This window comes from Pseudonocardia sp. ICBG1293, from assembly GCF_020131355.1.
In the GTDB taxonomy this organism is placed as follows: domain Bacteria; phylum Actinomycetota; class Actinomycetes; order Mycobacteriales; family Pseudonocardiaceae; genus Pseudonocardia.
In genome coordinates this window covers 102112-123072 of record NZ_JAHLEL010000040.1, presented here as the reverse complement: position 1 = coordinate 123072, position 20961 = coordinate 102112, and the positions used below count along the sequence as shown (strand labels likewise).

The 20961-nt window shown below is 75.3% G+C and carries 17 protein-coding genes; 1 reads left to right on the top strand and 16 read right to left on the bottom strand.

What is annotated here, in order from left to right; all coding sequences use genetic code 11:
• Positions 1 to 54: 54 nt before the first annotated feature.
• From pgl to tkt, 6 genes are read right to left on the bottom strand one after another with little or no spacing between them, the layout of a single operon-like run.
• On the bottom strand, positions 55 to 846 hold the full coding sequence (pgl, locus tag KPF47_RS18825; RefSeq protein WP_224390066.1) for a 6-phosphogluconolactonase: 792 nt from the start codon (positions 844 to 846) through the stop codon (positions 55 to 57).
• Entirely contained in the window at positions 843 to 1793 is a 951-nt protein-coding gene (gene opcA / locus KPF47_RS18820) for a glucose-6-phosphate dehydrogenase assembly protein OpcA (protein ID WP_224390065.1), read from the bottom strand. Before opcA ends, pgl begins: the two co-directional genes overlap by 4 nt.
• A 31-nt stretch (positions 1794 to 1824) precedes the next feature.
• Positions 1825 to 3369, bottom strand: a complete 1545-nt coding sequence (gene zwf / locus KPF47_RS18815; RefSeq protein ID WP_224390064.1) for a glucose-6-phosphate dehydrogenase — start codon at positions 3367 to 3369, stop codon at positions 1825 to 1827.
• Positions 3370 to 3411: 42 nt separating this feature from the next.
• Entirely contained in the window at positions 3412 to 5094 is a 1683-nt protein-coding gene (locus KPF47_RS18810; RefSeq protein WP_224390063.1) for a hypothetical protein, read from the bottom strand.
• A complete protein-coding gene (gene tal / locus KPF47_RS18805; protein ID WP_224390062.1) occupies positions 5095 to 6204 on the bottom strand; it encodes a transaldolase in 1110 nt (369 codons plus the stop codon).
• A 12-nt stretch (positions 6205 to 6216) separates the two neighbouring features.
• Positions 6217 to 8337: a transketolase gene (gene tkt, locus KPF47_RS18800; protein ID WP_224390061.1), complete on the bottom strand. Its 2121-nt coding sequence runs from the start codon at positions 8335 to 8337 to the stop codon at positions 6217 to 6219.
• A gap of 516 nt (positions 8338 to 8853) precedes the next feature.
• Here tkt and KPF47_RS18795 point away from each other — a divergent pair.
• Positions 8854 to 9774, top strand: a complete 921-nt coding sequence (locus tag KPF47_RS18795; protein WP_224390190.1) for a heme o synthase — start codon at positions 8854 to 8856, stop codon at positions 9772 to 9774.
• Here KPF47_RS18795 and KPF47_RS18790 read toward each other — a convergent pair.
• The 10 genes from KPF47_RS18790 to mptB all read right to left on the bottom strand — a co-directional run bounded on the left by KPF47_RS18790 (position 9708) and on the right by mptB (position 20858).
• The gene (locus KPF47_RS18790) at positions 9708 to 10262 is read right to left on the bottom strand and encodes a DUF1203 domain-containing protein (RefSeq protein WP_224390060.1); all 555 of its coding nucleotides are present in this window, start codon (positions 10260 to 10262) and stop codon (positions 9708 to 9710) included. The genes KPF47_RS18795 and KPF47_RS18790 overlap by 67 nt on opposite strands.
• 138 nt (positions 10263 to 10400) lie before the next feature.
• On the bottom strand, positions 10401 to 12467 hold the full coding sequence (locus KPF47_RS18785; protein ID WP_224390059.1) for a prolyl oligopeptidase family serine peptidase: 2067 nt from the start codon (positions 12465 to 12467) through the stop codon (positions 10401 to 10403).
• A gap of 29 nt (positions 12468 to 12496) precedes the next feature.
• Positions 12497 to 13468 carry a quinone oxidoreductase gene (locus KPF47_RS18780; RefSeq protein WP_224390058.1) on the bottom strand — a complete coding sequence of 324 codons (972 nt, stop codon included), beginning with the start codon at positions 13466 to 13468 and terminating at the stop codon, positions 12497 to 12499.
• 45 nt (positions 13469 to 13513) lie between these two features.
• A complete protein-coding gene (locus tag KPF47_RS18775) occupies positions 13514 to 14353 on the bottom strand; it encodes an ABC transporter permease subunit (RefSeq protein ID WP_224390057.1) in 840 nt (279 codons plus the stop codon).
• Positions 14350 to 15390, bottom strand: coding sequence for an ABC transporter ATP-binding protein (locus KPF47_RS18770; protein WP_224390056.1), 1041 nt, complete (start codon positions 15388 to 15390; stop codon positions 14350 to 14352). The genes KPF47_RS18775 and KPF47_RS18770 overlap by 4 nt, the downstream gene beginning before the upstream one ends.
• Positions 15387 to 16235, bottom strand: a complete 849-nt coding sequence (locus tag KPF47_RS18765) for an outer membrane lipoprotein carrier protein LolA (RefSeq protein WP_224390055.1) — start codon at positions 16233 to 16235, stop codon at positions 15387 to 15389. The genes KPF47_RS18770 and KPF47_RS18765 overlap by 4 nt, the downstream gene beginning before the upstream one ends.
• Positions 16236 to 16498: 263 nt before the next feature.
• The gene (locus tag KPF47_RS18760; RefSeq protein WP_224390054.1) at positions 16499 to 17461 is read right to left on the bottom strand and encodes a heme A synthase; all 963 of its coding nucleotides are present in this window, start codon (positions 17459 to 17461) and stop codon (positions 16499 to 16501) included.
• Between the two features lie 39 nt (positions 17462 to 17500).
• Positions 17501 to 18280, bottom strand: a complete 780-nt coding sequence (locus KPF47_RS18755) for an ABC transporter permease (RefSeq protein ID WP_374108867.1) — start codon at positions 18278 to 18280, stop codon at positions 17501 to 17503.
• A complete protein-coding gene (locus KPF47_RS18750) occupies positions 18277 to 19188 on the bottom strand; it encodes an ABC transporter ATP-binding protein (RefSeq protein ID WP_224390053.1) in 912 nt (303 codons plus the stop codon). Before KPF47_RS18750 ends, KPF47_RS18755 begins: the two co-directional genes overlap by 4 nt.
• Complete coding sequence (mptB, locus tag KPF47_RS18745) at positions 19185 to 20858, bottom strand: polyprenol phosphomannose-dependent alpha 1,6 mannosyltransferase MptB (RefSeq protein ID WP_224390052.1); 1674 nt, start codon at positions 20856 to 20858, stop codon at positions 19185 to 19187. The genes KPF47_RS18750 and mptB overlap by 4 nt, the downstream gene beginning before the upstream one ends.
• Positions 20859 to 20961: the final 103 nt, after the last annotated feature.

Here is a 20961-nt window from a genome sequence, read left to right as displayed (position 1 = left end):
CGGCGACGACACCCCGCCCGGGCGCGGCATCTCACATCCGCGCCCGGGCGGTGGTCACGACACCCGGGCGACGAACCCGTCGGGCAGCTCCGCGGCCGCCTCGGCGTCGAGCAGCCAGCGCGTGGTGACGGTGCCCCGGGCCCCGGCGACCGGCAGTTCGGTCTCCGGCGTGCCGGTCAGCGCCCCCGCGACGGCCGGTGCCTTGCCCGACCCCGCGGCCACCACCCACACCTCGCGGGAACGGCGGGCCGCCGCGAGGGTCAGCGAGATCCGGGTGGGCGGCGGCTTGGGGCAGTCGAACACCGCGACGACCGTCGCCGCCTGCTCGTGCACGGCGGGGGAGTCGGGGAACACCGACAGGGTGTGGCCCTCCTCGCCCATCCCGACGAGGGTCACGTCGAACGCGGGGACGCCGTCGTCGTCGGGGCCGGCCAGGTCGTCGAGCAGCCGGGCGTAGTCGGCGGCCGCAGCGAGGGCGTCGTCGCGGGTGCCGCCGCCGGCCGGGGCGGCGGGCATCGAGTGCACCCGCGCCGGGTCCAGCGCCACCACGTCGAGCAGGGCCTCGCGGGCCTGCCGGTCGTTGCGCTCGTCGTCGTCGGCGGGGACGAAGCGCTCGTCGCCCCAGAACAGGTCCACCCGGGCCCAGTCGACGGCGTCGCGGGCCGGGGTGGCGGCGACGTCGCGCAGCAGCTGGATCCCCACCCCGCCGCCGGTGAGCACCAGCCGCGGGACCCTGCCCGCGGCCTGGAGGTCCACCAGCGCGGTGATGAGCCGGGCCGCGGTCGCCGCGGCGAGTGCGTCCTTGTCCGGGTGCACCGCGACCTGGACCTGCGTCGCGGCGCTCACGTGCGCACCTTGACCGGGGTGCGGCCGCGGGTCACCTTCGACACCCCGGCGAGGGCCTCGGCGTAGACCTCGTCCGGGTCGAGCCTGCGCAGCTCCTCGGCGAGACAGTCCGACACGTGCCGCCGGGCCAGTGCGATGAGCCGCTCCGGCTGACCGGGCTGGGTCAGCCGGGCGGTCTTGCCGTCCGGGCGGGCCAGCTCGACGTCTCCGGACGCGCGGGTCAGCCGCACCAGCGACAGCCCGTTCTCCTTCTCCGACGGAGAGCGCTTCACCTTCACCCCCAGGCTCGCGGCGAGCCAGCCCGCGATCAGCTCGGTGGAGGGCGAGACCGCCTCCCCGGCGACGACCGCGGAGCTGATGTCCTCGTAGGGCGGCACGTCGAGCGCCGCCGCCAGCTGGGCCCGCCACTGGGTGAGCCGGGTCCAGGTCAGGTCGGTGTCGCCGGGCGCGTAGTCCCGGCGGCGCGCCTCGAACGCCTTGACCGGGTTCTTCGACGACAGCGCGTCGGTGATCCGGCGCTGCGCGAGGCGCCCGACCGCGTCGTCCGACGGCGAGGCGGGTGCCTCGTTCGGCCACCACGCGACGACCGGGGCGTCCGGGAGCAGCAGCGGCATGACCATGCCCGCCCCCGCGTCCTCCGCCGCCAGCGGACCGTAGCCGCGCAGGACGATGACCTCGCTGGCGCCGGCGTCGCCGCCGACCCGGATCTGGGCGTCGAGCCGAGGCGAGGCGCGCCGTTGCCCGCGGGCCAGGACGATCACCCGGCAGGGGTGCTCGCGGCTGGCCGCGTTGGCGGCGTCGATAGCGCGTTCCAGCTCGGGCCCGTCGTCGGTGACGACGACCAGGGTCAGTACCCGGCCCAGCGCGAACACGCCGCCGGACTCGCGGAGCTCGACGAGCTTGCGGTTGACCGCCGAGGTGGTGCTCGACGGGAGATCGATGATCACGGGGTTCCTCCCTCGGCGGTGGGGCGGGTGGTCACGGTCGCCGCCAGTGGCGTCCGGTGCGGGCCAGCATCTCCTCGGCCGACACCGGGCCCCAGGACCCGGCGGGATAGGAGTCCGGGCCGCGCGCGTCGGCCGCCCAGTGCTCCAGGACCGGGTCGAGGATCTCCCAGGACCGCTCGACCTCCTCGTTGACCGGGAACAGCGACGGCTCGCCGAGCAGCACGTCGAGGATGAGCCGCTCGTAGGCCTCGGGGGAGGCCTCGGTGAAGGCGTTGCCGTAGCCGAAGTCCATCGTGACGTCGCGGACCTCCATCTGGCTGCCCGGCACCTTGGACCCGAAGCGTATCGTGACGCCCTCGTCCGGCTGCACCCGGATCACCAGGGCGTTCTGGCCCAGCTCCTCGGTCATCGTCGCGTCGAAGGGCAGGTGCGGGGCCCGCTTGAACACCACGGCGATCTCGGTGACGCGGCGACCCAGACGCTTGCCGGTGCGCAGGTAGAACGGCACCCCGGCCCAGCGGCGGTTCTCCACCTCGCAGGTGATGGCGGCGAAGGTCTCGGTGGTGGACTCCGGGTCGAACCCCTCCTCCTGGGCCAGCCCGGGCACCTCCTCGCCGCCCTGCCATCCGCCCTCGTACTGGCCGCGGGCGGTGGTGGCGTCGAGCGGCTGCGCGAGCTTGACCGCCTTGAGAACCTTGATCTTCTCCGCGCGCAGCTCGTCGGAGGAGAACGACGTCGGCTCCTCCATCGCGGTGAACGCGAGCAGCTGCAGCAGGTGGTTCTGGATGACGTCGCGGGCGGCGCCGATGCCGTCGTAGTAGCCGGCGCGACCGCCCAGGCCGATGTCCTCGGCCATCGTGATCTGGACGTGGTCGACGTAGTTGGCGTTCCAGATCGGCTCGAACAGCTGGTTGGCGAACCGCAGCGCCAGTACGTTCTGCACCGTCTCCTTGCCGAGGTAGTGGTCGATGCGGAACACCGAGTCCTCGGGGAAGACGTCGTTGACGATCGCGTTCAGCTCGATGGCCGAGGCCAGGTCGTGGCCGAACGGCTTCTCGATGACGACCCGGCGCCACACGTCCGGGTCCTCCTGAGCGGACAGCCCCGAGCGGGCCAGCTGCTTGCAGACCACGGGGAACGCGCCGGGCGGGATCGACAGGTAGAAGGCGTGGTTGCCGCCGGTGCCGCGCTTCTCGTCCAGCTCGCGGACGGTGCGCTCCAGCTCGTCGAACGCGGCGTCGTCGTCGAAGGAGCCCTGGACGAACCGCAGGCCCTCGGCGAGCCGGTCCCACACCTCCTGCCGGAACGGGGTGCGGGCGTGCTCCCGCACGGCCTCGTAGACCACCTGGCCGAAGTCCTCGGAGTCCCAGTCGCGGCGGGCGAAGCCGGTGAGGGCGAAGCCCGGCGGCAGCAGCCCCCGGTTGGCGAGGTCGTAGATCGCGGGCATGAGCTTCTTGCGGGACAGGTCCCCGGTCACTCCGAAGATCACCAGTCCGCAGGGGCCGGCGATCCGGGGGAGCCGCTTGTCACGGGGGTCGCGCAGCGGGTTGGTCCGTCCGCCGTTCGCGGTGGGCATCGCCCCTCCTAGTACTGGTGTTCTCGTGATCGGGTCACCGGGTCACGGCTCGGTCGAGGGCTCTGTCGACGTCGGTGTCGATGTGACCGCCCTGGCCAGCGTGACCAGGCCGGCGAGCCGGTCGGTCAGGTGAAGCCGGAGCACCGGACGCCCCCGGCGTCGCTGGTCGTCGATGACCGCCCGGGCCTGTGCCGCGTGCAGGCTATCCAGTCCGGGCCCGGGCGGCACGGTGCCCGCGCCGACGGATCCCGGAAGATCACCGTCGGGGCCGTCCCCGGTCAGGTGGCAGTGCACGGCGACGTCCGGTGCACCGGTGTCCCCGCTGCGGCAGACCGGGGCCCAGCCGAACGCGACCGGCAGCCCGAGCCGGGCCACCAACGGCCCCCGCAGCACCGCGACCGAGGCATCGGACTCCGGGTCCAGCCAGGCCGAGACGACCGCCGGGGCACCGTCGGCCACGGTGGCGAGCGCGTCGAGCGCACCGGCGACCGTGCGAGTGCCCGCAGGCAGCCAGTCCCCGGCGTGCACGGCGATGCCGCCGTCGACGAACGACGGCTCGGGATCGGGGCCGTCGGCCGGTGCGGGGGGTGCGGGTGCGAACGGGTCGGTGTCCAGCACCCGGCCGGCGAGTGCCGCGGCGGCCTGCCACAGCACGACCGCGGCACCCGGGCCCGCGTCGAGCCGGACCGCGCCGTGTCCGGGCCCGGGCCCCGGTCCGGTGCCGTCGGTGTGCACGTCCACGACCTGGGCGGGTGCGGTGGGCCCGGTCGGCGCGGGGCCCGCACCGACCGGCTCGTCCGGCGGTACCGGCACGACGGCGAGCCCGGCGGCGGTCAGCAACGGGGCGAGCCAGCCGGTCAGGGCGGGGGAGCGTTCGGTGTCGCGCAGGGCGAGCAGCGAGCCGCGGCCCGCGGCCAGGGCCCCGGCGAGCAGCAGCGCCGGGTTGTCCGGGTCGTCGGCGGCCAGCGCCCGCTCGGCGGCGACGGCGTCGGCGAGCAGGGCGGGCACGTCGGCCCCGGCGAGGCCCGCAGGTACCAGCCCCAGCGGACCCAGCACGCCGAAGCGGCCGGGTACGTCGGCGTCGAGGGTGACCACGACCGGACCGGGGTCGGCGGGCACGTCCAGGGGCGAGCCGGGTTCGGTGAGATGCACGGTGCGGGCGGCGAGGGCGACGGGGCCGACCTCCTCGGCGATCGCGGCGGCGACCACCCGGGTCACGGCCGTGACGACCGGGTCGGTACCCGTCGCGTCCGCGACGACCAGGACGGTCTCGGCCAGCTCACCGGACAACGCCTCGGCGACCTGCACGGGGTCGGCGGAGTCCAGCGTGGTCAGCCGGGTCGTGCCGGGATCGGTCCCGGCGACGAGGCGGGCCGCGGCGGCCGCGTCGGGGGTGCCGACGAGCAGCACCCGGTGCGCACCGGCGACGGCGAACCGCTCGCGCAGCGCGGCGACCTGGCCGGCGAGGGGGCGGCTGCGGGCGGCGAGCCCGGTCCAGCCGGTACGGGGAGGGGCGCCCGCGGCGCGGGGCCCCCAGACGCTGGGGTCGCCCTCGGCGAGCCGGGAGGCGACGGTCTGTCCGGCCAGCTCGGCGGCGATCCGCCGGGCCGCACCGGCGAAGGGCTCACCGGCGAGCCGCACCCGCACCGGTGACGGTGCGGACGGGCCGCCGGCGGCGGCGGAGCCGAGATCGGCCCCGTCGCCGCCGGGAGTGGCCTCGGGCACCTACTTCGCGGAGTCGAGCTGGCCGCGGACGGTGTCCTGCAGCTCGGTCCAGGACTTCTCGAACTTGTCGACGCCCTCGTTCTCCAGGGCGAGGAACACGTCGTCGAGGTCGATGCCCTGGCCCTCCAGGTCGGTGAAGACCTGCTGGGACGCCCCGGCGGTGTCGGTGACCCGGTCCCCGTCCACCTCGCCGTGGTCGGCGAAGGCCAGCAGGGTCTTCTCCGGCATCGTGTTGACGGTGTTGTCCACGACCAGCTCGGACACGTACAGGGTGTCCGGGTAGTCCGGGTTCTTGACCCCGGTGGAGGCCCACAGCGGACGCTGGGCGTGCGCGCCCTTCGCCGCGAGCGCGTCCCAGCGGGCGCCGGAGAACGCGTCGCGGTAGGCGGCGTAGGCCAGCCGCGAGTTGGCGACGGCGGCCTTCCCGCGCAGGCCCAGCGCGGTGTCGCCGCCGATGGCCTCCAGCCGCTTGTCGATCTCGGAGTCGACCCGGGACACGAAGAACGAGCCCACCGAGTGGATGCGGGACAGGTCCTGCCCGTTCTCCAGCGCCTGCTCCAGACCGGTCAGGTAGGCGTCCATCACCAGCTTGTAGCGCTCCACGGAGAAGATCAGCGTCACGTTCACGCTGATCCCCTCGGCGGTGGCCCGGGTGATGGCGGGCAGCCCCTCCTCGGTCGCCGGGATCTTCACCAGCAGGTTCGGCCGGTCGACGGCCTTGAACAGCTCGCTCGCCTGCGCGGCGGTGCCCTCGGTGTCGTGCGCGAGGCGCGGGTCGACCTCCAGGGACACCCGGCCGTCGACGCCACCGGTGCGCTCCCACACCCCGGAGAACACGTCGCAGGCCTGCTGCACGTCGGCGACGGTGATCTCGCGGATCGCGGTGTCGACGTCGGCCCCGCGGGCGGCGAGCTCGCGGACCTGCGGGTCGTAGGCGGCGCCGTCGGACAGCGCACCGGCGAAGATCGTCGGGTTGGTGGTCACCCCGACGACGTGCTTGTCGTCGATGAGCTCGGCGAGGTTGCCGCTGGACAGACGCTCGCGGGACAGGTCGTCGAGCCAGACGGACACCCCGGCCGCGGACAGCGCGGCCAGCCGGTCGTTGCTCATGCGTCGCTCCTCTCAGCCCGTCGTCGCGGCGAGGGTCTCCCGCGCGGCGTCGGCGACGGTGTCGGCGGTGAAGCCGAACTTCTCGAACAGGGTGGCCTGGTCGGCGCTGGCGCCGAAGTGCTCGATCGAGACCGAGCGCCCGGCGTCACCGACGATGTCGCGCCACGGCATCGCGATGCCGGCCTCGACCGAGACCCGGGCCTTGACCGCGGGCGGCAGGACCCAGTCGCGGTAGGCCTGGTCCTGCTCGGCGAACCACTCGAAGCACGGCAGCGACACCACACGGGTACCGACGCCGTCGGCCTCCAGCTTCTTCCGCGCCGCGACCGCGAGGTGCAGCTCGGAGCCGGTGGCGACGAGCACGACCTGCGGGACCCCGGTGGAGGCCTCCTCCAGCACGTACCCGCCGCGGGCGACGCCCTCGGCCGAGGTGCCGGCCAGGGTCGGGACGTTCTGTCGGGTCAGCGCGAAGCCGACCGGGCCGCCCGTGGGGCGCTCCAGCGCGGCCTTCCAGCCGTGGACGGTCTCGTTGGCGTCGCCGGGGCGGACCACCGACAGGCCCGGGATCGCGCGCAGCGACGCCAGGTGCTCGATCGGCTGGTGGGTCGGGCCGTCCTCACCGAGGCCGATCGAGTCGTGCGTCCACACGTAGATCGGGTTGGTCTTCATCAGCGCGGCGAGGCGGACCGCCGGGCGCATGTAGTCGGAGAAGACCAGGAAGGTGCCGCCGTAGGCGCGGGTGGGGCCGTGCAGCGCGATGCCGTTGAGGACCGCGCCCATCGCGTGCTCGCGGACACCGAAGTGCAGCGTGCGCCCGTACGGCGAGGTGGACCACATGCCGGTCGAGGCCGACTTGGGGCCGAACGAGTCGACGCCCTTCATCGTGGTGTTGTTCGACTCCGCCAGGTCGGCCGAGCCGCCCCACAGCTCCGGCAGCACCTCGGCGAGCGCGCCGAGCACCGAGCCCGAGGCCTTGCGGGTGGCGAGGCCCTTCTCGTCGACGTCGAAGGAGGGGAGTGCGGACTCCCAGCCCTCGGGCAGGCGCTGGGCCAGCAGCCGGTCGAGCAGCTGCTTGCGCTCCGGCTCGCGCTGCCCCCACTCGTCGAAGGTGCCCTGCCAGGTGTCGTGCGCCGCGCGGGAGCGCTCGCCGACCGCGCGGGTGTGGGCGAGCACGTCGTCGTCGACCTCGAAGTCCTGGTCGGGGTCGAAGCCCAGGAGCTTCTTGACCTCGCGGACCTCGTCGTCGCCCAGCGCGGAGCCGTGCGCGGCCCCGGTGTTCATCTTGTTGGGCGACGGGTAGCCGATCACGGTCTTGAGCACGATGATCGACGGGCGCCCGGTCTCGGCCTTCGCGGCCTCGAGTGCGGCGAGGATCCCGGTGACGTTCTCGCCGCCGTCGACGACCTGCACGTGCCAGCCGTAGGACTCGTACCGCTTCGCGGTGTCCTCGTTGAAGGCGATGTTGGTGTCGTCCTCGATGGAGATCTCGTTGGCGTCGTAGACCACCGTGAGGTTGCCGAGCTCCTGCCGCCCGGCCAGCGAGGACGCCTCGGAGGTGACGCCCTCCTCGATGTCGCCGTCGGAGGCGATCACGTAGATCTGGTGGTCGAACGGTGAGGCGCCCTCGGGGGCGTCCGGGTCGAACAGGCCGCGCTCGCGACGGGCGGCGATCGCCATCCCGACGGCCGAGGACAGTCCCTGCCCGAGCGGCCCGGTGGTCATCTCGACGCCGCGGGTGTGGCCCCACTCCGGGTGGCCCGGCGTGAGCGAGCCCCACGTGCGGAGGCTCTCCAGGTCCTCGCGCTCCAGGCCGTAGCCCGCGAGGTAGAGCTGGATGTAGAGGGTGAGGCTGGAGTGCCCGGCGGAGAGCACGAACCGGTCCCGGCCCATCCAGTCGGGGGCGGCCGGGTCGTGCCGCATGACGCGCTGGAACAGCGTGTACGCCAGCGGGGCCAGGCTCATCGCGGTGCCGGGGTGTCCGCTGCCGCACTTCTGGACCGCGTCCGCGGCCAGTACACGGATGGTGTCCACGGCCCTGCGGTCGAGGTCGGTCCAGTCGTCGGGGACGTGCGCGCGGGTGAGCGCGGCGACGGCGCTGTCCCCGGCGTGGGGGGACGTAGCGGTCTCGGACAAGGCGATGGCTCCTGTACTCGCGTCGACGGATGTCGGTCTGCCGGTGGTGGATCCGGATGCCCGCCCGGTGGTCACGGCCACTGCGGTGGCGGTGCCGTCGACGGGTGTCGCGGTGCGACCGGGATCACCGGGCGGCCTCGTCGCCGCCCCGACCCGGAACACCCTACTGCTCACGCCCGCGGCCTGCGGCTTTGCGCCTCGCGGCGGTCGGTGGGCCGGGCCGCCGCGACCGGCGTACCCGGCGGGCCCGCAGCGCATGCCACCGGTTAGCATCGACGCGCTGTAGAACTAGCGAGGTCGCCACCGCGGTGACGACCCCGTGTCCACGGCACCGAGCCGGTGCGGCCCCTCGGGCGGCCCCGGTACGGGATCACTACGTCGAACCGAGCGAGGTACGAACAGGTGAGCGCACCCGCGTCAGGGCGGAGCCGGGCCGACGAGGCCGGCGTCCCGGCCGAGCACGTGCCGGCCGGACCGGACGCCGCGCCCGCGGCGGCGACGCCCCCCGCGGCGACCGTGGTGGTCCCGGCGGCGCCCACCGGCCGGCTCGCCCGCGTCCGCGCCACGGTGGCGGCCTATCTGGGCCTCACCAAGACGCGGATCATCGAGCAGCTGCTCGTCGTCACCGTGCCCGCCATGTTCCTGGCCCAGCGCGGCGTGCCGTCGCTGTGGCTGATCGCCGCCACCTTGGTCGGGGGCGCCATGGCCGCCGCGGCGGCGCACGCGCTGAACTGCGTCGTGGACGCCGACATCGACCGGAAGATGGCGCGCACCGCCCGCCGCCCGCTGGCGAAGGGACAGGTCCCCACCCGCAACGCGCTGGTGTTCGGGCTGGTGCTGGCCGCGTTGAGCTCGGTGTGGCTGGGGCTGACCACGAACTGGCTCGCGGCCGCGCTGTCGCTGGCCGCCATCGCGTTCTACGTGCTCGTGTACACGATGCTGCTCAAGCGGCGTACCTCCCAGAACATCGTGTGGGGTGGTGCCGCGGGCTGCATGCCGGTGGTGATCGGCTGGGCCGCGGTGACCGGCACGGTCGAGTGGCCCGCCCTGGTGATGTTCGGCGTGATCTTCTTCTGGACGCCGCCGCACTTCTGGGCGCTGGCGATGCGCTACCGCGAGGACTACGCCGCCGCCGGCGTGCCGATGCTCCCGGTCGTCGCGCCCGCCCCCGCGGTGTCGGTGCGGATCGTGGTCTACAGCTGGGTGATGGTGGCCTGGAGCCTGCTGCTGCTGCCCGCCACGTCGTGGGTGTACCTCGCGGTGGCGCTGCTCGGCGGGGTGTACTTCGTCTTCCGGGCCCACCGGCTGCACCACCAGGTGAAGGAGGGCGGCGAGGTCTCCCCGATGCCGCTGTTCCACCTGTCGAACATCTACCTCTGCGTGCTGTTCGCGGCGATCGCCGTCGACGCCGCGCTGGGGCTGCCGGTCCTGTTCTGAGCCGCCGCCGTGGCGGCGTAGAGGAAGCACTGGGGTGCCAGTGTCCGGACGTGGACGACGGAGACCGCCGGGCTCGCGCACAGCGTGGCGATCGCCGGGGCGGCGTCCTGGCCGTCCGGGACGATCGTGATGTGCGCATAGATCATCGCACCGTCGGGGGAGTAGGGGCGCAGGACCAGCGGGCCGGTGCGCAGGTCCCCCGGGAGGTCCGCCGTCGTCGCCGGCCCGGCACAGCGGTGGGTGTGCACGAAGACCGGACCGACCTCCCGCCACGGGGACGGCGCGCCGAACGGCGCCCAGGAGATGAGCGCGATCGACTCGCCGCGGCGGGCCCAGCGCAGGCAGCATCGCAGCGGCTCGCCGCCGTCGCGCTCGGCCAGGAACGACCGCAGCGGGTTGCCCTGCTCGTCACGTGCGCCGCTGCGGATCGCGTCGAGTCGCAGGGGGTCCGCCGCCCACACCCGCACCGTCGTGTCGATCGTCGTCATGCACCCGATCCTGCCCGGGCCCGCGCGCTCGGTCCGGCGTGAATCGGACGCGACGTCCGCCGACCCCGGTCGGTGGAGCCCGACCGACCGACGGCTGGTCGGCCGGTGCCCGTCGGACCGTCGCCGACCTGCCCGTGCTCACCGCAGCAGGTGCGGTGTCTCCCACTCCCGGCCCAGCACGTGGTGGTCCAGGAACGCCCACACCGTGCGGTACCAGACCTTCGCGTGGTTCGGCGCCAGCACCCAGTGGTTCTCGTCCGGGAAGTACAGGAACCGGTGCGGGTTCGCCTGCGGGTCGGCCTGCCGGGACACCAGGTCCCACCACAGCCGCAGCCCCTCGCCGATCGGCACCCGGTGGTCGCGGTCGCCGTGGATCACGAGCATCGGGGTGGTGATCGCGTCCGCGTGGTGGTGCGGGCTGTGGGCCTGCGCCATCTCCGGGGTCATCTCGGTGAGCCAGTAGTCGGCGTGGTCGGTCGTGGGCCCGAACTGGTCGAGTGCCCACAGGCTGGCGTGGGTGACGATCGCGGCGAACCGGTCGGTGTGCCCGGCGACCCAGTTGGCCATGTAGCCGCCGAAGGAGCCGCCCATCGCCGCGGTGTGCCCGGCGTCGATGTCCGGGCGGGCGGCCGCGGCGTCGGTGGCCGCCATGAGGTCGGTGAACGGCGCCCCGCCCCAGGCACCCCAGCCGCGCTGGACGAAGTCCTGGCCGTAGCCGGTGGACAGCGCCGGGTCGGGCAGCAGCACGGCCCAGCCGCGGGCGGTCATCAGCCACGGGTTCCATCGCCAGGACCAGGCGTTCCAGCTGGCCAGGGGGCCACCGTGGATCCACAGCAGCAGCGGGGCCGGGTGCTCGGCGCTCGCCCCCTCGGGCAGCGCGAGCCAGGCGCGGACCCGGGTGCCGTCGGCGGCGGTGGTCTCCAGCTCGGTGAGGGTGCCCGGCAGCGCGGGCGCCTGCGCCGGGCCGGGCAGCGGCTCCGGCTCGGCGTCGCGGCCGTCGGCGGGCACGCGGACCGGCGCCGGGGGAGCGTCGTAGGCGTGGCGCACGGCGTAGACCCACCGCCCGTCCGGCGACGGGCAGGCGTCGCCGTAGGTGCCGTGGTCGCCGGTGAGGCGGGTGACGGTGTCGTCCTCGGGGGTCGCGCCCGGTGTGATCAGGAACAGCGGGCCGCGACCGTCCTCGTCGGCGGTCACGACGAGCGCGGCCGAGTCGTGCGTCCAGCGTGCCGAGGTGGGCCAGCGGTCCCAGCCGGGCGCGACCGGGCGTGGCTCGCCGCCGTCGAGCGGGATCAGTACGAGGTCGATCCGCGGGGCGGTCTCCGGGGTGGACACCCGCTCGCGCAGCGCGACGACGGTGCGACCGTCGGGGCTGATCCGGGGTGCCCCGTACTCGTGGGCGTCGTCGGTGGTGAGGTCGGTGTGCGCGCCGGTGGCGGTGTCGACGACGACGAGCCCGGGGCGCCAGGTGCCGTACCCGCGCGCCCGGTGCCAGCCGGTGACCACGTGTGCCCCGTCGGGGGAGACCGCGAAGGAGGTCTCGTCCAGCGCGCGGCCGGGCGCGGGGGTGAGGTCCGTCCAGGGGTCGGCGTCGGTCCCGTCGTCGATCCCGGAGCCGCCACGGGGGGCGTCGGTGCGGGGCGGGGCGAGCAGCAGCCGTTCCTCGTCCGGGCCGAGGTCGTTGTCCCAGTGCCGCACCGGGTAGCCGGTGTGCAGGATCGCGGTGACCTTGCCCTCGGTGCGGGCGGCGCGCCGCTGCTCGTCGTCGGCGGTGCCGACCGACCCGGGCAGGGTCGGGGCGGAGACGACCACCGTCCCCGCGTCGGCCGCGACGGCGACGCCCGAGATCCCGCCCGGGCGCGACCCCACCGGCTCGGCCTCGCCGCCGGCGGCCGGCAGCCGCCACAGCGAGGTCGGCGGCTCGGCCTCGCCCGCCGCGTCCGGGTCCGGGCGGGCCGAGCGGAACAGCAGGTCGCCCTCGGGGGTGAACACCGGCCCGGACTCCCCGGCCGCACCCCGGGTCAGCCGCCGCGCCGGCGCCGCGCCGGTGGGGTCGACCTCCCACAGCGCGGTCCGGTAGCGGGTGCCGTCGGGGTCCAGCTCGGCGACCCCGGTGACCAGGCGCGAGCCGTCGGGGGACAGGGCGAGGCCACCGAGGCGGGGCAGCGCGACGTAGGCGTCGAGATCGTGGAACGGGGTGTCGGTCACGCCCCGGTTCTACCCCACGCCCCCGACCGTCAGGGGACGAGCAGCACCTTGCCGGTGGTGCGGCGGCCCTGCAGGTCGTCGTGCGCGGTGCGGGCGTCCGCCAGGTCGTAGCGGTGCCCGATCCGCACGTCGAGGCGGCCCGCGGCGACCTCCTCGTACACGGCGGCGGCGCGGGTGCGCAGCTCGTCGGTGGTGGCGATGTAGTCGAACAGCTTCGGGCGGGTCAGGAACAGCGACCCGGCCGCGTTGAGCCGCTGCGGGTCGAACGGCTCGACCGGGCCGGACGCGGCGCCGTAGAGCACCAGCGTCCCGCGTGGGCGGACCGACGCGAGGCTGGCGTCGAAGGTGCTGCGCCCGACCGAGTCGAACGCGGCGTCCACGCCCGTGCCGCCGGTGAGGTCGCGGACGGCTCCCGCCAGGTCGTCGACGGCGGTGTAGTCGATCACGTCGTCGGCGCCGGCGCGCCGGGCCAGCTCGGCCTTCTCCGGCGTCGAGGTCGTGGCGATCACCCGGGCCCCCGCGGCCGTCGCCAGCTGGGTGAGCAGCAGCCCGACCCCGCCCGCCGCGGCGTGCAGCAGGATCGTCTCCCCGCCGCGCAGCGGGACGCAGTCGTGCACCAGGAAGTGCGCGGTCATGCCCTGCAGCGCCGCGCCGACCGCGACGTCGTCGGCGACGCCCTCGGGCACCGGGACGGCCTTGGCCCACGGCACCGCGACCTGCTCGGCGTAGCTGCCCAGGGTGTTGGACCAGGCGATCCGGTCCCCGACGGCGACGCCGTCGACGCCCGCGCCCAGGGCGGTGACCCGGCCCGCGCCCTCCAGCCCGGCGACGTAGGGCGTCTCCATCGGGTAGATGCCCTCGCGCTGGTAGGTGTCGATGAAGTTCACGCCGGCCGCGGCGACCTCCACCAGCACCTGCCCCGGCCCGGGGGTGGGGGCGTCGGTGTCGACGACCTCCAGCACCTCGGACCCGCCGGGCCTGCTCACCCGCACCGCACGCATGTGTCCTCCTCGTCGATCGGCACTGCTGCCGGTGCGATCATGCCCTCACGCGTCGCGGCGCAGCATCCGGGCGACGAGCACGACCGCGGCGACGGCGAACCAGCACGCCGCGAGCCCGGTGCTCGACACGAGCCCGTCGGTCGGCAGCGGGTCGCGCAGCACGTCGACCCCGGCGCCCCAGCCGTCGGTGAGCAGGAACGGCCGCACCGGCTCCAGGGCGGGGATCGCGCCGAGCACCCCGGACAGGATGATGCCGCCGAGCACCGAGGACAGCACGACCAGCGGGTGCTCGGTGAACGCCGACACGGCCAGCGCCACCGCGCCGACCGCGGCGAGCTGGCCCAGGGTCCACACCGCGACCAGGGCGATCCGCCCGGCGGCACCGGACAGGTCGAGCAGCGAGCCCGACATCGTCAGCAGCGCACCGCCGTCACCGACCACGGCGGGCGGGCCGATCAGCGCCCACCCCGCGACCAGACCGGTCACGCAGACCACGGCCACCGCGACCGCGGCGACCACCAGCACCCCGAACGCCTTCATCGCGACCAGCCGCAACCGCCCCACCGGGGCGAGCAGCAGCCCGCGCAGGGTGCCGTGCTGGGCCTCCCCGGCGATCGCGTCCGCCGCCGCGACGGTGACCACCAGCGGCAGCAGCAGCGCCATCAGCAGGGTCAGCGCCGCGACGGGCAGGGTCAGCCCGTTCCCGACGACCTCCGACAGCAGCCCGCGTCGCGGCCCGTCGGCCAGGACGAGCCCGACGGCCATCAGCACCGGCACCGTCGCGAGCAGCGCGACCATCACCCAGGTCCGGGGCCTGCGCAGCACCCAGCCCAGCTCGGCACCCAGCAGCCGCCGCCACGACACCGGCCGCGCGGGGGCGCTCACGTGCCGTCCTCGGTGATCCGGGTGAACAGCTCCTCCAGGCCGGTGCGGCGCCGGGCCAGGCCGTGCACGTCCACCCCGGCCCCGACGAGGCGGGCGAACAGCCGCGGCCCGTCGGCGTCGGGGGCCAGCAGGACGGCCCCGCCGTCCGGCCGGGCGTCGGCACCGGTGCCCTGCAGCTCGCGCAGCACCGCCGCCGGGTCGGTGGTCGCGATCTCCCAGTCGCCGTCGGCGGCGCCGAGCAGCCGGTCCAGCGGCCCCGCCGCGAGCAGCGTGCCCTGCTTGAGCACGGCGACGTGGGTGCACACCGCCTCGACCTCCGAGAGCAGGTGCGAGGACAGCAGCACCGTCGCCCCACCGGCCCGCAGCTCGCCGACGATCGTCCGGATCTCGCGCGTCCCGGCCGGGTCGAGCCCGTTGGTGGGTTCGTCCAGCACCACGAGCCGCCGTGGCACCAGCACCACGAGCCGCCGTGGCACCAGCACCACGAGCCGCCGTGGCACCAGCACCACGAGCCGCCGTGGCACCAGCAGCGCGGCGGCCAGGCCCAGGCGCTGCTTCATCCCGAGCGAGTAGCCGCGGAACCGGCGCCCGGCGGCCGTGCCCAGCCCGACCCGCTCCAGTGCCGCCTCCACCGCGGTCCGGACCTCGTCGGCGGGCAGGCGCGGTTCGGTCGCGGCGACCCGGCGCAGGTTCTGCCGCCCGGACAGGAACGGGTGGAACCCGGGGCCCTCGACGAGGGCGCCGACGTCGGGCAGTGCCGCGGTGAGCCCGCCCGGCACCGGCAGCCCGAGCAACTCGACGCTGCCCGAGGTCGGGGTGGTCAGCCCGAGCAGCATCCGGATCAGCGTGGTCTTGCCCGAGCCGTTGGGCCCGAGCATCCCGAACACCGACCCGGCCGGGACGTCGAGGTCGACGCCGTCCACCGCGGTGACCCGTCCGAACGTCCTGCGCAGGTCCCGGACGCGGGCGGCCGGGGCCTGCTCGTCCGCGGCCCCGTCCGCCGGGCGGCCGGTGGGGGCGGAGCGGGTGGTCGTCACCGGGCCAGGGCCTCGCCGAGGACGTCCGGGCCGACGGCACCGACGGCGACCCGGCCGTCGTCGGCCAGGATCGCCGAGCCCGCGTTCGTGGTGATCTCGCGGCCGGCGCCCCACGGCCCGGAGACCGGGGTGCCGAGCGCGGACAGGTCCGGGCCCTGCTGATCGCCGGTGCGCTGCGGGACGCGGCCGACGACCACGGTGTCCCAGCCCTCGCCGACGACGGTCGGTGCGGCGGCCCTGGCGGGCGGGACGGCGGGTCCGGATCCGGGGACAGGGGCGGGCGCGGGGACGGGCTGCTTCACCGTCCGCTCGGTGCCGTCGCGGACGGTGGCGCCGGGCGGTGGGGTGAAGGTGAACAGGGCCGGGTCCTGCGGACCGAACGTGACCTCGTCGAACCCGATCCGCAGCACCGGATCGGTCCCGGCGCCCAGGACCGTCAGCTCCAGCGGGGTCCGGGTCTGCGCGTCGACGGCGGCACGGACCTCGCGCAGCACGGTGCGCTCGCCGGGCTTCGGCGCGAGGACCAGGGTGTAGGCGGGTCGTCCGGCGACCTCGGTGGTGCCGTCGACCCGCAGCACGCTGGTGGCGCCCAGCCGCGTGACGAGGGTCCGGGCGAGGGCGGCCGGGTCCTTCGCCGCGTCGGCGTCCGGGACGTGCGTCCGGCTCGGGAACCGGGTCGCGGTGCGGTCGGTCGAGTCGTACACCCAGGTGGTGGTGCCGTCGCGGACGTAGGTCCGCTCGCCGTCGTCGCCGGGGATTGCGAGCCGGCCGTCACCCGCGCCGTCGGACCAGACGCGGGCGGTGGACGTGCCGTCGGTCAGGCCCTCGGCGGGCAGGCCCGGCACGGCGGGCAGCCCCAGCCGGTTGTCGACGGCGACGGTGCCGGCCAGCGCGACGGGGTCCGCCGCGACGACCGACGCGACGAGCTGCTCCGGGGTGACCGGGGGGCAGCTCCGGGGCGGCCGAGGCCCGCGTGGTGAGCAGGCCTGCGGTGAGGGCGACGGCGAGGGCGGCCGCGAGGGCGACGGCGGTCCCGCCGCGCCGCCACCGGGATGCGGAGGTCATGGCTCCAGGGTGCCCGAGCCGCACCCGGTCGTGCAGCGGCCGTTCAGACGGCCGCCGCGGCGGGCTCCGGGGCGGTGGTGCCCGCCGCGTCGCCGTCCGGGGTGGTGCGGGGGTCGGGTGCGGCGGGCCGGGTCGTGGTCCCCGCCCACACCCAGGCGGCCGCGGCGGCGGTGAGCCCGGCGCCGAGCACGTGCAGTGACACCAGCAGCTCCGGGACGCCGAGGGCGTACTGGACCCCGCCCAGCGCGCCCTGGGCGAGCACGACGGCGACCAGCACCCGGAAGCGACGCCGCAGCGACGGCGGGGCGGACACCGCGTGCAGCAGGAACCCGAGCCCGGCCAGCGTGCCCAGGTACAGGAACAGGGTGTCGACGTGCAGCTGTGCGAGCGCGGGGATCGGCACGTCCAGACGCGGGGTGTCCGGGTCGCCGCCGTGCGGACCGGCCGCGGTGACCAGGGTCCCGGCGACGAGCAGCACCGCGAGCACGGCGGTGGACACCAGCACCAGGCCACGGCCGGCGGCGGGCACCGTGCGGGTCGCCGGGCCGTCCCCTTCGGTCGCGGCCCCGACGAACAGCACCGAGAACCAGACCAGCACCATCGAGGCGAGGAAGTGCAGCATCACCGTCCACCAGGCCAGCCCCAGCAGCACCGTGACGCCGCCGATGACGGCCTGCGCGACGCCCCCGAGGGGCATCGCCAGCGCGAGCGCGGTGAGCCGCCGGCGGCGGGGCCGGGTGTGGAGTGCGCCGAGCAGCGCGGCGCCCGCGAACAGGACGACGAGGATGCCCAGCAGCCGGTTGCCGAACTCGATCCACATGTGCAGCGGTGCGATCTCGGCGTGGTCGACGGGCACCATGCTGCCCGGCTCGCACTGCGGCCAGGTCGAGCAGCCGAGGCCGGAGCCGGTGACCCGGACCACCGAACCGGTCACCCCGATGCCGATCTGGGCGACCAGGTTCGCGCCCGCCAGCCGGCGCATCAGCACCGGTGGGGTGGAGGGCACGCGCGACAGCAACACACTACGCATCGTAGAAGAAGGCGCTCAGGTCCAGCGCACCAGCCGGGACGCCGCGACCCCGGCGACGACCGCCCAGCCGGTGAGCACCAGCAGCGGCCCGGCCGGGGGGAACTCGCCGGCGCCGAGCGCGGCGCGCAGCGCCTCGGCCAGCGCCCCCGACGGCAGCCACGGCGCGAGGGCCGCGAGCGGCCCCGGCAGGTCCGCGACCGGCACCACGATGCCCCCCGCCAGGAGCAGCGCGAACCACACGAGGTTGGCGACGGCGAGCACGATCTCGGCGCGCAGCGTGCCGCCCAGCAGGATGCCCAGCGCCCCGAAGGCGGCGGCGCCGAGCAGCACCGCCAGTGCCGCACCGTCGAGCCGGGCACCGGCCGGGGACCACTCCAGCAGCGCCGCGAGCACACCGAGCAGCACCACCTGGATGACGACGACGGCGGCGACCGCGGTCAGCCGCCCGCACACGAGCAGCCAGCGGGGCAGTGCGGTCGCGGCCAGCCTGCGCAGGGCGCCGTAGCGCCGGTCGAAGCCGAGCGCGATGGCCTGGCTGGTGAACGCCGAGCTCATCACCGCCAGGGCCAGCATCGAGGCGAACAGCCAGGCGACCCGCGGCTCCGGGGCGGGTACCGCCGGAACCAGCGTGAGCCCGGCCAGCAGCACCGCCGGGATGAGCAGCGTGAGCAGCACCTGCTCGGCGTTGCGCAGCGCGAGCCGGGTCTCCAGCCCGCCCTGGGCGCGCAGCATGGTGAGTGCGCTGCCGCGGCCGGGGGCGGGGGTGAACAGGCCCTCGGGGAAGGGGGTCGTCACGGTCGCAGCTCCCGTCCGGTGAGGTCGAGGAAGACGTCCTCCAGGCTGCGGCGCACGACCTGGACGTCGTCGGTGAGCACCCCCTGGTCGGCGCACCACGAGGTGATCGCGGCGAGCGCGGCCGGGTCGATCCGTCCCCGCACCCGGTAGCGGCCGGGTGCGGTCTCGCAGCTGGCGTAGCCGGCGGGCAGCCGGGCGTCGAGACCGGCGACGTCCATCCCGGGCCGGGCCCGGAACCGCAGCTCGGTCTGGTCGCCCGCGGTGAGCTGGGCGGGCGAGCCGTGGGCGACGACCCGGCCGTGGTCGATGATCACGACGTCGTCGGCGAGCTGCTCGGCCTCGTCCATCAGGTGGGTGGTCAGCAGCACCCCGACGCCGTCGCGGCGCAGCGCCCGTACCAGGTCCCACACCAGGTGGCGGGCCTGCGGGTCGAGACCGGCGGTCGGCTCGTCGAGGAACACCAGCTCCGGCCGCCCGACGACGGCGCCCGCCAGCGCCAGCCGCTGCTGCTCCCCGCCGGAGAGCCGCTTGTACGGGGTGCCCGCCCGCGGGCGCAGGCCGAGCACGTCGAGGAGCATGTCCACGTCCAGCGGGTGCGCGGCGCAGTCGGCGACCAGGTGCAGCATCTCGCCGGCCCGCACGGCCGGGTACGCGCCGCCGCCCTGGGGCATGACCCCCACCCGGGGGCGGACGGCGTCGTCGGCCGGGTCGTGGCCGAGCACCCGGATCCGGCCGGCCGACGGTGGCCGGAACCCGGTGCACACCTCGACGGTCGAGGACTTGCCCGCGCCGTTCGGGCCGAGCAGCGCGAGCACCTCGCCGCGGGCGAGGTCGAGGTCGATCCCGTCGACCGCGGTGGTGGTGCCGTAGCGCACGACGAGCCCGCGGAGCTCCAGGGCGGCGCTCACCGGGCCGGTTCCGGGTCCGACGGCGTACGGGGCGTGTCGGCCCCGTCGCCGGTGCCCGCCCCGCCGGGGAGGGCGGGACCCCCGGCGTCACCCGGGGCGCGGATCAACCGGGCGACCACGTAGAGCGCGAGGGTGTACATCGCCGCGCCCGCGGTGATGGCCAGGGGCAGCTGGAAGCCGCGGAAGAAGAAGTCGGCGCCGGTGGGGGGCACGGCCAGGGCCAGCACCACCGACAGCAGCAGCAGGCCGCGCCGGTAGAACGGCATCGCCCGGGTCACGACCAGCGGCAGCAGTGCCCAGAACAGGTACCAGGGGTGTACGACCGGGCCCAGCAGCACGACGGCGCCGAGGCCGAGGCCGGTCCCGGTGACCGGGTCGACCTTCCCGCGCAGGCAGCCGAGCAGGAGCACGACCACGATCACCGCGATCGGCAGCACGAACAGGCTGCGCATCAGGCCCATCGTGGTCTCGGTGTGGTCACCGAGCCCGGCCAGCCTGCCGACCTGCCCGGCGAGCAGCCCGAGGTTGGTGCTGATCGACATGGGCGAGATGAGCACGCTGGGCGCGGACAGGCCGCGCACCCAGTTGAAGCCCAGTCCGGTCGCCAGGCTGAAGAAGGTGAGCACGGCCGCGGCGACCGCGGACAGCCACGCCGTCATCACGACCCAGTCCACGAGCCTGCCCCCGCGCCTGCGGACCAGGTACACGCCGACGAAGCCCAGCGCGAGCAGCGCGGGCAGCTTGACCGAGGCCGCCGCGACGACGAGCACGGCACCGCCGGTGATCCGCCACCACGGGTGCACGGTGTCGTCGCGGCCGAGCATCACCCAGAGCCCGAGCAGCAGCAGCGGCAGCATGATCGACTCGTTGTGGATGCCGCTGACCATGTGGAACAGCACCAGCGGGTTCGCCGCGCCGAGCCAGAGGACCAGGCCGGCGTCGAGGTCGAAGCGCGACGCCAGCCGCGGCAGCACCCACACCAGCAGCGCGACGCCGACCAGCGCGAGCAGCCGGTGCTCCAGGATCCCCAGGACGACGTTCTCCCCGGACAGCGCCGTGATCCCCCGGCCGAGGCCGAGGAACAGCGGACCGTACGGCGCGGGGGTGTCCCGCCAGACCGTGGGGATGCCGCGGACCAGCGGGTCGTCGATGCCGAGTGCCTGCGCGGGGCCGATCGAGTACGGGTCGATCCCGCGGGCGAGCGTCGCGCTCTGGGCGAGGTAGCTGTAGATGTCCTTGGAGAACATCGGCGGGGCCAGTGCCAGCGGCACCCCCCACAGGATCGCGGTGCGGCCGAGCTCGCGGCGCTCGGGCGCCGGGTACCGCGCGCCGCGGGTGGTGAGCATCCGGGCGATCCACAGCCACGCGGTGACCACCATCAGCAGGCCCGCGTAGGTGACGGCGATGGCCAGCGTGACGTTGCGCGCGGGCAGCCCGATCACGCGCAGCCCGTTGAGCGGGTTCGGCACCGGGAACGCCCCGGAACCCAGCGCGCTGATCCCCATCAGGATCGCGCCGGTCAGACCGAGGATGCGCGCGATCCGGGCCTGCTCGCGCAGGCCGCGGCGGGCCGGGGCGCCGGTCGACGGGGGCGGGGTGGAGGGATCGGACGGCGCCGCACACGTCGGGGGGTCGTCGCGCCCGGGCGGGGCGACCTCGGGCGTCACCATGGGAGAAGAGGTTAGTGGTGCCACCGCGCAGGGTCCGGTACCGGCCCTCACCTGCTGGTGCAGTGAGCCCGGTCACCACGGCGGGGGGTCTGTTTTGCCGCCC